The sequence below is a fragment of the Pseudoalteromonas sp. NBT06-2 genome, assembly GCF_002276045.1.
GTDB lineage: Bacteria > Pseudomonadota > Gammaproteobacteria > Enterobacterales > Alteromonadaceae > Pseudoalteromonas.
The window spans coordinates 1-10,714 of the sequence record NZ_NQMR01000142.1 but is presented as its reverse complement, the minus strand read 5'-3'; the positions used below and the strand labels follow the sequence as shown (position 1 = coordinate 10,714).

Annotated in this window: 12 protein-coding genes and 1 other RNA gene; 4 read left to right on the top strand and 9 right to left on the bottom strand. The window is 36.1% G+C overall.

Annotated elements, in window-relative coordinates; all coding sequences use genetic code 11:
* Nucleotides 1-212: 212 nt before the first annotated feature.
* Both rnpB and rsmI read right to left on the bottom strand, forming a co-directional pair.
* Nucleotides 213-613: RNase P RNA component class A (gene rnpB / locus CJF42_RS20880), an RNA gene on the bottom strand.
* 92 nt (nucleotides 614-705) lie between these two features.
* A complete protein-coding gene (gene rsmI, locus CJF42_RS20875) occupies nucleotides 706-1,566 on the bottom strand; it encodes a 16S rRNA (cytidine(1402)-2'-O)-methyltransferase (protein WP_095368525.1) in 861 nt (286 codons plus the stop codon).
* A gap of 198 nt (nucleotides 1,567-1,764) precedes the next feature.
* On the opposite strand from rsmI, the gene CJF42_RS20870 reads away from it, so the two are divergent.
* Genes CJF42_RS20870 through dolP form a run of 4 tightly spaced genes read left to right on the top strand, consistent with a single transcriptional unit; the run spans nucleotide 1,765 to nucleotide 5,106 of the window.
* Nucleotides 1,765-3,492: a penicillin-binding protein activator gene (locus CJF42_RS20870; RefSeq protein ID WP_252097684.1), complete on the top strand. Its 1,728-nt coding sequence runs from the start codon at nucleotides 1,765-1,767 to the stop codon at nucleotides 3,490-3,492.
* A gap of 50 nt (nucleotides 3,493-3,542) precedes the next feature.
* Complete coding sequence (locus CJF42_RS20865; RefSeq protein WP_095368523.1) at nucleotides 3,543-3,914, top strand: YraN family protein; 372 nt, start codon at nucleotides 3,543-3,545, stop codon at nucleotides 3,912-3,914.
* Between the two features lie 42 nt (nucleotides 3,915-3,956).
* Complete coding sequence (locus tag CJF42_RS20860; protein ID WP_095368522.1) at nucleotides 3,957-4,550, top strand: SIS domain-containing protein; 594 nt, start codon at nucleotides 3,957-3,959, stop codon at nucleotides 4,548-4,550.
* Complete coding sequence (dolP, locus tag CJF42_RS20855; RefSeq protein WP_095368521.1) at nucleotides 4,543-5,106, top strand: division/outer membrane stress-associated lipid-binding lipoprotein; 564 nt, start codon at nucleotides 4,543-4,545, stop codon at nucleotides 5,104-5,106. The genes CJF42_RS20860 and dolP overlap by 8 nt, the downstream gene beginning before the upstream one ends.
* A gap of 159 nt (nucleotides 5,107-5,265) precedes the next feature.
* Here the strand turns inward: dolP and CJF42_RS20850 are convergent, their stop codons facing one another.
* The 7 genes from CJF42_RS20850 to rplM all read right to left on the bottom strand — a co-directional run bounded on the left by CJF42_RS20850 (nucleotide 5,266) and on the right by rplM (nucleotide 10,319).
* The gene (locus CJF42_RS20850; RefSeq protein WP_095368520.1) at nucleotides 5,266-5,691 is read right to left on the bottom strand and encodes a ClpXP protease specificity-enhancing factor; all 426 of its coding nucleotides are present in this window, start codon (nucleotides 5,689-5,691) and stop codon (nucleotides 5,266-5,268) included.
* 163 nt (nucleotides 5,692-5,854) lie between these two features.
* The gene (sspA, locus tag CJF42_RS20845; RefSeq protein ID WP_095368519.1) at nucleotides 5,855-6,481 is read right to left on the bottom strand and encodes a stringent starvation protein SspA; all 627 of its coding nucleotides are present in this window, start codon (nucleotides 6,479-6,481) and stop codon (nucleotides 5,855-5,857) included.
* Between the two features lie 82 nt (nucleotides 6,482-6,563).
* Nucleotides 6,564-7,301: a cytochrome c1 gene (locus CJF42_RS20840; RefSeq protein WP_095368518.1), complete on the bottom strand. Its 738-nt coding sequence runs from the start codon at nucleotides 7,299-7,301 to the stop codon at nucleotides 6,564-6,566.
* Nucleotides 7,298-8,575, bottom strand: coding sequence for a cytochrome b (locus CJF42_RS20835; protein ID WP_095368517.1), 1,278 nt, complete (start codon nucleotides 8,573-8,575; stop codon nucleotides 7,298-7,300). Before CJF42_RS20835 ends, CJF42_RS20840 begins: the two co-directional genes overlap by 4 nt.
* The gene (gene petA / locus CJF42_RS20830) at nucleotides 8,575-9,165 is read right to left on the bottom strand and encodes a ubiquinol-cytochrome c reductase iron-sulfur subunit (RefSeq protein WP_095368516.1); all 591 of its coding nucleotides are present in this window, start codon (nucleotides 9,163-9,165) and stop codon (nucleotides 8,575-8,577) included. Before petA ends, CJF42_RS20835 begins: the two co-directional genes overlap by 1 nt.
* A gap of 324 nt (nucleotides 9,166-9,489) precedes the next feature.
* The gene (gene rpsI, locus CJF42_RS20825; RefSeq protein WP_095368515.1) at nucleotides 9,490-9,882 is read right to left on the bottom strand and encodes a 30S ribosomal protein S9; all 393 of its coding nucleotides are present in this window, start codon (nucleotides 9,880-9,882) and stop codon (nucleotides 9,490-9,492) included.
* Between the two features lie 8 nt (nucleotides 9,883-9,890).
* Nucleotides 9,891-10,319 (bottom strand): 50S ribosomal protein L13, encoded by a 429-nt coding sequence (gene rplM / locus CJF42_RS20820; RefSeq protein WP_091983211.1) that lies wholly within the window; start codon nucleotides 10,317-10,319, stop codon nucleotides 9,891-9,893.
* Nucleotides 10,320-10,714 lie beyond the last annotated feature (395 nt).

Here is a 10,714-nt window from a genome sequence, read left to right as displayed (position 1 = left end):
GACAACTGTCTTGAAAAACACCGGAAACGTAATTCTGATGAAGTTAAATTTTTAGGAAGTTTAAAACGAAAGTTAATTCTCGTTAAGTGCTGCATTCCTTTTGACAATTTTTGTACCATCTTTCGTACCATTTAATTGTCGTAATCAATTGTTGTAAATATGAATTTAGTTAACTGCTTGACCTTTATACAAAAGTAAAGCAGTTTCTAAAATAGGTGAGTCAGCCGTATAAGCCGGGTTCTGTTCTTTTCCTAAGAAAAGGATAATCATTCGTCTAGGCCTTAAATCGCTTTAAGGCTCAAGCAACCTACCCGGTTCCAACGTGGGCCACGCCATAAGGAACCCTATTTGGTCTTGCTCCGGGTGGAGTTTACCCTGCAACCAACTGTCACCAGTGGTCCGGTGCGCTCTTACCGCACCCTTTCAGCCTTACCTGTTCTCTCGAAAGAGTCATCGGCGGTCTTCTCTCTGCTGCACTTGTCGTAGGCTCACGCCTCCCAGCCGTTAGCTGGCACCCTGCCCTGTGGAGCCCGGACTTTCCTCCCCTTTATCCGTATACCTTTTGCCAAAACAAAACATACAACGATAAAGCAGCGATCATCTAGCCAACTCAGGAGGCGGATTATACTGATTTATATTGTAAGAGGGAATTTATTCTTATTTTTTTATTAAAAAATACAATAATTAACTGTCATATTTAATTTTCTAGCTTTCTTGCAGCTCTAAAGCCACTTTATATAGTGCATTTTTCTTTAAATCAAAATAAGTTGCAACAATACCACATGCTTTTTTCAATGGCATTTCAACCTTAATTAACTCCAACATTTGTATAACTTCAGGGCTAAACTCCTGCTTATTAATAATCTTACCTGGTAACATTAATACAAACTCACCTTTTTGGCGTGCGCGATCTTCATTCAAAAATACAATCAATTCAGCGATAGAGCCACTAAAAAAAGTTTCATACGTTTTAGTTAACTCTTTTGCTAATACAATTTTATGTTCACTACCCAAGCATTCTGCGGCATCGTCTAAACTTGCCATGATTCTATGGGTACTTTCATAAAAAATAGTTGTCATGCCTGAGTTAACGGCATTTAAATAAAAATCTTGTCGCGCTTTACTTTTTGCAGGACTAAAACCGATAAACTGAAATTTATCTGTTGCTAAACCAGAGCAACTCACTGCTGCAATTGCCGCACAAGCACCTGGCACCGGTGTTACATTTGCTCCTTGCTCTCTACATAAATTAACAACTGCATATCCCGGATCACTAATAAGTGGTGTGCCAGCATCTGATACTAAAGCAATATCAAGACCTTCGTTTAACCAATCTATTATTTGCTGTGATTTTTGCTTTTCATTATGATCATGTACAGCAACCATTTTAGCTTTAATGGCAAAGTGACTCAGTAGTTTACCTGTATGTCTTGTATCTTCTGCTGCAATAAGATCAACACTTGATAGCACTTTTAATGCGCGCTGACTTATATCATCTAAATTACCGATTGGGGTTGCCACAACATAAAGTGTGCCTATTTTACTTGAATTGTGCTCATTTAGCATTGAGGTATCCTGCTTCTGTCAGTAATATAGTGTATAACCTTTTTTTGAGATATTGCCGTGCGGCTTACACACTATAGTTTAATATTGTTATTTTCCCTGTTATCAGCCTGTAGTACAACAGAGAAAACGCAGATCCTTAAAAAGCCCCATATAAATCAGCAAAAAAAAATCAAAAATAAAGTTTTTACTGCGGCTCAATTGTATAAAAATGCTAGGGCTAAACGCGGAGCTGACAAAATACAGTTATTATATTTAGCCAGAGAAAAGGCATTAATAGAAAAAAACTGGCCAATGCTTGAGTCTATTTGTAACACATTAATTTCAAGTCAAAGCTCAGATAACGTACAAAACATATTATATATCGCATTATCACAGTACCATCAAAATCAATACCCACATGCATTAGCTTTATTAAGCGAATTAAATGATAAACTTAACAGCCCTGTTCACTATTATTGGCATCAAGTTATTACAGGCAACATTTACGCTAAACAAGCTTTAACCTTTCAAGCCATACCTTATTATTTTAGAGCATCTGAAATAGCACAAAAACATGAAATTGATGCTAACGAATTAAACCAAAAGCTATGGAGTGAATTAACTAAGCTCTCAAGTTTAACATTAGAACAATTCAATACAGGTTCAGGCATACAACAAGGTTGGATTAATTTAGCCCTTTATAGTCAATTATATATAGGTGATCCTGTCTCTTTGCATAGTGCAATGAATAATTGGCAAAAACGCTACCCACGCCACCCAGCTAGCTTTGCACTGCCAGATAAAATGAAAAGCTTAATGGCTATAGAACCTTATAGACTAACAAAACTTGCCGTTTTATTACCCGAGACAGGCAAGAATGCAAGAATTGGAGAGGCAGTTAAAAACGGGATTCTCGCAGCATCTGAAATAAGTAATCAAGCTGAAATTCACTATATTAATAGTATCGAGTCAATTGATAAAATTAATGAACAAATAAATATCATTCAGCCTGACTTTATAATAGGTCCTTTACTTAAAAGTAATATTGATAAAGTCAAGCAATCTGAAATGTTAGTAAATTACCCTACTATATTCCTAAACTCTAATTCACAAAAAAATAATAGTTTAGAACATTATTACTTTGCACTTTCACCAGAACATGAACTCACTCAAGCTATCAACCATTTTGTAGCTAAAGATTTCAAAAAACCACTTTTACTAGTACCCAAAAATAAATCTGGAGAACGTTTAGTTGCATCATTTACTCAGCAGTGGCAACAATATTCTAAAACCCAGCCTGAAATTGGTTTTTATGCAGATAAAAAAGATATGCAAAAGCAGGTAAAAAAGCTTTTAGAGGTAGATGAAAGTCAAAAACGGATCAATAAAGTTAAACTATTTTTCCGTGAAAAAGTAAAAAGTGACACCCGTTCTCGTCGTGATATAGATGTTATTTATTTAATTGGAGATGCTGTTCAAACGCGCTTATTAAAACCTTACTTTGATGTTAACATTAGTACTTTCTCTGCAAAGATACCTATGTATGCAAGTTCAAAGAGTCACAGTTTACAAGTCGATAAAACAGATAAACGCGATTTAGCAGGGCTGTATTTTACAGAAATCCCATGGATGCTACCCCAAGGCCATACACAACCCGCTTTGAGAGCACAATTTGATAAACTGTGGCCTCAGCAAGGTGATTTACAGCAACGTTTATTTGCCATGGGCTATGATGCTGTTAAATTGATCCCCCAATTAAAACAATTAAGTACTTTATCAGGTAAAAGCATTCAAGGTTTAACTGGGTTACTTTCGATTAACGAACAGAGACAGATCCACCGACAATTACAATGGGCACGTTATTATCAAAAATCGATTAAGGTACTTAGCTTAAAAGAAGTAAAACCAACACCTTTATTTTTACAACCGCCTGAAACTATAGATTAATTGCATTAATTAACATTAAGCTCTATCTTTATTATTTTAAGGGTTCAAGCATGGAATGGCTAAAAACAGTTTGGCACAATAGTAGGCAAAAAGGATTTCATTATGAAAAACAAGCTGAAAATTACTTAAAAAAACATGGCTTAAAGCCTATTTCGCGTAATTATTGGTGTAAATTAGGTGAAATTGACCTTATTATGGCACATCAAGAAACTATCGTTTTTATTGAGGTTAAATATCGAAAATCAAAACAATATGGTGGCGCGTTAAATGCCTTAACCTGCGCCAAACAGAATAAGCTAAAAAAAGCGATTCAACATTATATTCAGCACCATCAATTGCAAAATAACGCCTTAAGGGTCGACTTTGTTGCGATAAATGGGCAGAATCCATATCAATTTAATTGGATCAAAAATGTTCTCTAGTAGAGCTTAGAATAATAGAATAGGTTTTATTAAGGTTTAACAATGCAAGATATTGTCAAAGAAATTTACACCGAAAGCATACAAGCGCATATCGCCGCAGGTGAAGTACTGCCTAGTCCCTTAGAATCAGCAGCTTTCACTATAGCGCAAAATCTCATTAATGGTAACAAACTGATCTGTTGTGGTTACCAAAGCTGTCAAATGTTAGCGCAGCATATAGCAACTATATTAGTTAACTGCTATGAAACTGAGAGGCCTTGCTTACCCGCTATCGCCCTTAATACTGAAGTTAATAATTTAAGCACTTATGCAGAACAAAATGAACATGAGGTTTTTTCACGTCAAGTAAGAGCTTTTGCACAACAAGGCGATATGCTACTCGCCATTGCCGTTAACGGTAATGAAAAATCTATTATTTCTGCAGTAGAATCTGCACTAACTAAAGATATGACTGTCATAGTCCTTGTAGGCAACGATGGTGGTGAATTATCAGGTTTACTGGGTCCTAACGATGTAGAAATTCGCGTGCCATCAAAAAGACCAAGCCGTATTATTGAGTCTCATTTATTAAGTTTACACTGCTTAAGTGAATTAATTGATTTAACCTTATTTCCACAGGATGAAATTCATGCGTAATACGCTATTTATTATTATGAGTATTTTTATATTACAAGGCTGCGCTGTAGCGCTTGTAGCAGGTACTGCTGGGGTAGTTACTTCAGCAAACGATAGACGAACTATTGGTTCTCAAATCGATGATAATAATATTGAAATCAAAGCCATTTTAGAAATAAAAGGTAATGAACAATTAAATAAGCATGCAAACATTTCAGTGATCAGTTTAAATGGTATCGTTTTACTTTTAGGGCAAACACCCACTGAAGAAATGAAATCAAAAGCACAACAATTAATTAAAAATATTCCTGCGATAAAAAAAGTGCACAATCAAATAAGAATTAGTAGTAATGTTGGTATGACAACAAAAACATTTGATACTTGGCTAACTTCTAAAGTTAAAGCAATGTTATTAACTGATGAAAATATTAGCGGAACCAATATAAAAGTAGTAACGGAAAATAGCGAAGTTTTTCTAATGGGATTAGTACAACAAACAGAAGGTAATAAGGCCGTCGATATAGCACGAAATATATCAGGTGTCGCTAAAGTTATTAAAGTATTTGAATATTTATAAATAAAACTCCTCCGAGGCAAACTTTCAGATTTAGGCTTGCCTTCGCTTTGCGAAGCGGAGGGGTTTTATTAGTATGCTCAATTTTACGCTGCAAGAAAAATAGCTCGCCTCTCAAAAAACACCAACTAGCGTTCTTAATATAGGTACGTATCAGAACTGTTATTTTATAACACGAAGATGTGAACCTTTCTTCTTAGATTTTGACTCTTCTTGATTACTGGGAAGGCTGGTATCAATTTCTTGGATTTCTACATCGTCACTTTCGAATAATTCATCTTCTTCAGATGTAAAAACAGTACCTTCACCATTTTCTCTCGCATAGATTGCTAAAACAGCATTAATGGGCACCGATACACGCATTGGCTGTCCCGAGAACCTCGCATTAAAACTTAATTCATTATTATCCATATTAAACTGTGCTACTGCTGTAGGGCTAACATTCAATACAATTTGGCCATCTTGCACAAACTGAGTGGGTATCACTACTGAAGGGTGCTCTGCATTCACAACTAAGTGAGGAGTGCATTGATTATCAATAATCCAATCATAAAAAGCACGTAATAAATATGGGCGATTTGAAGTCATCATTTGACCACCTAAATAAAATCTAAATCAGTTTAAGATAGTACCAATCACATAACTTCATGGCTACTTTAGAATCAAAATAAAAAGCCTTCAAAATTTATATGAAGGCTTCTATGTTTTTAATATACCACGGATGGCTTAACAATACTCAACTACAAGACTGTTACAAGTGAATTTCACGTTCAGACTCTGTTAAAGAAGCTTCAAATGATTCACGTTCAAATACAAGTTTCATGTATTCTTTTACTTCTTTACTTCCAGGGCCAATCAGTTCAATACCCAGTTCAGGTAATCGCCAAAGTAATGGAGCAATATAACAATCCACTAAACTGAAATCTTCACTCATAAAGTAAGGAACTTCAGCAAGAATTGGACCGATAGCTAAAATAGCTTCGGTTAACTCTTTACGTGCGACAGCAGCATCATTGCCACCTTCGTATACTTTAGCAGCTAAAGAATACCAATCTTGTTGTATTCTATGCATTAATAAGCGACTACGACCACGCATGACAGGATATACTGGCATTAGTGGAGGATGTGGAAAACGTTCATCAAGGTATTCCATGATAATGTTTGCCTGATATAAACCTAATTCACGGTCAATTAAAGTTGGAACCGTTCCATTAGGGTTAACTTCATGTAACGCTTCAGGTAAATTATCATTTTCAACTAAGTGAATATCAACACTTACGCCTTTTTCTGCTAGTACAATACGTACTTGGTGGCTATACATACAGTTAGCACCAGAAAAAAGAGTCATTACAGGGCGTTTATTGGCAGCAACAGCCATGCCTACCTCCATTTATTTTTTGCTAGAGACATCAATAGGGGCAAAGCCCCTATTACATTATTTTATGCTAAAGAAAGTTCAATTAATGAACATCTCTCCAGTATTCTTTTTTCAATAAAAATGCCAGAATAAATAATATAAATAAAAATCCTAACACTTTAATACCTAACGCTTTTGATTCTAAACGTGAAGGTTCACCCACGTATTCAAAAAAGTTAGTTAAATCACGAGCTACTTGATCATATTCATCATCACTCATTTCGCCTGAACCATCAGATACAGTACCTACTATTTTAGTTACTGTATGACCATGCTCTTCAACTTCTTCAGTTATTGCAATCGGAACACCTTGTAGTTCTTGTAAAACATGGGGCATGCCCACTGAAGGGAATACAACATTATTTACGCCAAATGGGCGAGAATCATCTTTATAAAAAGATTTAAGATAAGTATAAATGTAATCAGGCGATTTCACGCGAGATATCAGCGTTAAATCAGGTGGTGGCGCACCAAACCATTTAGCTGCATCATCTGTATCTATTGCATTTTTAATATGGCTACCTACTTTTGAACCATCAAAAATAAGTTGCTCTTCACCAATTACAGTTGGAATACCAATATCACGAAAAGTACGTTCATAACGTTGATATTGCATTTGGTGACAACCAAGACAATAGTTCATAAATAACTTAGCACCACGTTGTAATGATGCATTATCAGTTAAATCATTACCCGCTTTCATCAATGGTACCGATGGGCCAGCTGCCATTGCAAACATTGGTAACAATACGAATAAACCTACGATAAGTTTTTTCATTATTTAGTTAACCTCTCTGGCAATGGCTTAGTCACTTCGTTTTTACTATATACAAATAGCAATACAAAGAACATAAAGTAAGTTACTGTGGTAATTTGAGATAGAATCGTTTTAAAATCTGTCTGCGGTGTTGCACCTATCCAACCAAGGATAAAGAATGTAATAACAAAACCACCTAGGTTCCATTTATGCATACCACAACGGTAACGTACAGATTTAACTTTACCACGGTCTACCCAAGGCAATAATGCCAACATAACAATCGCAGCACCCATTGCAATTACACCTAATAATTTATCAGGGATTGCACGCAAAATAGCGTAGAAAGGTGTAAAATACCAAACAGGGAAAATATGCTCAGGCGTTTTTAATGGGTTAGCAGCTTCGAAGTTTGGACCTTCAAGGAAGAAACCGTTCATCGCCGGAGCAAAAAATACAATTGCACAGAAAAAGAATAAAAAGCCAACAACACCCACAATATCTTTCACCGTATAATAAGGGTGGAATGGGATCGCATCAACGATATCTTTTTTATCAGAATAGTACTCATGAATCTTAAATTTAGTTTTATCTTCTTCTTTTACAGAACCTTTTTTACGTTTAATTTCAACGCCATCAGGGTTGTTAGAGCCTACTTCATGTAATGCAATAATATGTAAAAACACTAAAATAACTAAAACCAATGGCAATGCAATAACATGTAATGCAAAGAAGCGGTTTAATGTTGCACCAGAGATAACATAGTCACCCCGGATCCAAAGCGTTAAGTCATCACCAATAATTGGAATCGCACCAAATATAGAGATAATTACTTGCGCACCCCAGAACGACATTTGACCCCAAGGTAATAAATACCCCATAAAAGCCTCAGCCATTAGCACTAATAAAATGAACATACCAAATAACCACAGTAATTCACGTGGTTTTTGATAGGAGCCATAAATCATGCCTCGGAACATATGCAGATAAACAACAACAAAGAAGGCTGAAGCACCTGTTGAGTGCAAATAACGCAGTAACCAACCATATTCAACATCACGCATGATGTATTCAACTGATGCAAAAGCACCTTCAGAAGATGGTACATAGTTCATTGTTAACCAAATACCCGTTAGGATTTGGTTTACTAATACTAAAATAGCTAAAGAGCCAAAAAAGTACCAGAAATTAAAGTTTTTAGGTGTTGGATATTGTGCTAAGTGCATATTCCAAACACGTGTCATAGGAATACGCTGATCTATCCAATCAATCGTATCAGTCGCTAATTTTTTTAACATTATGCAGCCCCTTCTTCGATACCAACAATAATCGTTGTATCGTCAACAAACATATAAGGAGGGATTTCTAAGTTAATTGGCGCTGGTACGCTTTGAAATACGCGACCGGCTAAATCAAACTTAGAACCGTGACAAGGACAGAAAAAACCATCTTCAACGCCTTCCACTTTTTCACCAAAGTTACCTTTAAGGAAACTTGGAGAACATCCTAAATGAGTACAAATACCCACAGCTAAAAAGATTTCAGGACGCATAGAACGGTAAGGATTTTTAGCAAAATCAGGTTGCTGCTCCTCTTCTGATGACGGATCTTTCAACTGGCTATCTAACGTTTTCAACGTTTCTAACATTTTAGGAGTACGATTCACAACCCATACAGGTTTTCCTCGCCACTCAACACGAATTAATTGTCCCGGCTCAAGCTTACTAATATCCACTTCTACAGGCGCACCTGCAGATTTGGCTCTTTCACTTGGGTTCCAAGACGCGATAAAAGGGACAGCAGCTCCAACCGCTCCCATACCACCTACGACAGAGGTAGCTATGGTTAAAAAGCGACGTCGGCTATTGTCTACTGGCGCATTGCTCATCCACTCATCTCCACGATGTATCTCAATACTTGCCACATTGAGAATTCAGTTACAGCAGGTTAAATTACAAAAATTACTTACAAACAGTCACAATCTTAAATTAAATCCTTATTAATTATAAGGATATCCAGAGCCAAAGACTCAAATTAAACACGCTAAAATTTCAGATTATAATTGTGGTACAATTGTAGCAAATATATTGCATCTTGACTGACTGATTTATATAAATTTTATAAAAATCTATCAAAAAAAATTATTTTACGCTTTAAAAACAAAAAACCCAGCAAAAGCTGGGTTTTTGAAATTCTTTCGAACGCAATAATATTAACGTTTTGAGAATTGTGGACGCTTACGTGCTTTATGAAGACCCACTTTCTTACGCTCAACTTTACGAGCATCACGGGTAACAAAACCTGCTTTACGTAATGAAGAACGAAGTGATTCGTCAAATTGCATAAGTGCACGAGTAATACCGTGACGAATTGCGCCAGACTGACCTGAAATACCACCACCAGAAACAGTGATTAGTAAGTCAAACTTTTCAGTCATTTCAACAAGTTCTAATGGTTGACGAACAACCATACGCGCTGTTTCACGAGGAAAATATTCTTCGATTGAACGCTTGTTGATTACTATGTTACCAGTACCCGGACGTAAAAATACGCGAGCTGCTGAGCTTTTACGACGGCCTGTACCGTAATATTGATTTGCCATGATAGTATTCCTTAAATGTCTAGTACTTTAGGCTGTTGTGCAGCATGATTATGCTCAGTACCAGCGTAAACTTTAAGCTTACGGTACATAGCGCGACCTAAAGGTCCTTTTGGCAACATACCTTTAACAGCTTTTTCGATGATCATTTCAGGCTTTTTAGCTTGAAGTTTATCAAAAGTCATAGATTTAAGGCCACCTGGGAAACCAGAATGAGCATAGTAAACTTTATCTTTAAATTTATTACCAGTTACAGTTACTTTCTCTGCGTTGATAACGATGATGTAATCACCAGTATCTACGTGAGGAGTATATTCTGGCTTATGCTTACCACGTAAACGTAAAGCAATTTCCGTACAAATTCGACCTAGAGTTTTATTCTCTGCGTCTACTACATACCAGTCGCGTTTTACCGACTCTGGCTTAGCTACAAAAGTTTTCATTTTTTAAAATCCATTGTGTTATTAAAACCACAGGCAGTTATTACTTTAAGTAAAAAATAAAATTACTGCCGTTCATACACTTAAACCTTTCAAGGTTTAATATTCACAACCAAAATGAGCGTAAACACCCATGATAATATAAGAACGGAAAGTGGTGGAGGCGGGAGTATAGCAGCGTGATTAACAGAATGCATGTTTTTTCTACATTAATTATATTTATCGTAAATAACAAACTTATAGTTATACTTTAATCGCTATTTGAATGATCTTGTTACTAATTAAATACGATTGGTCTGAAAATAGATTAGCTTGGGTATTACTTACTAGGAAGATAAAAACGGGGGTGGATAAGCCCCCACTTTGGTCCAAAGAAAAATCGCGATGCGATTCAGATT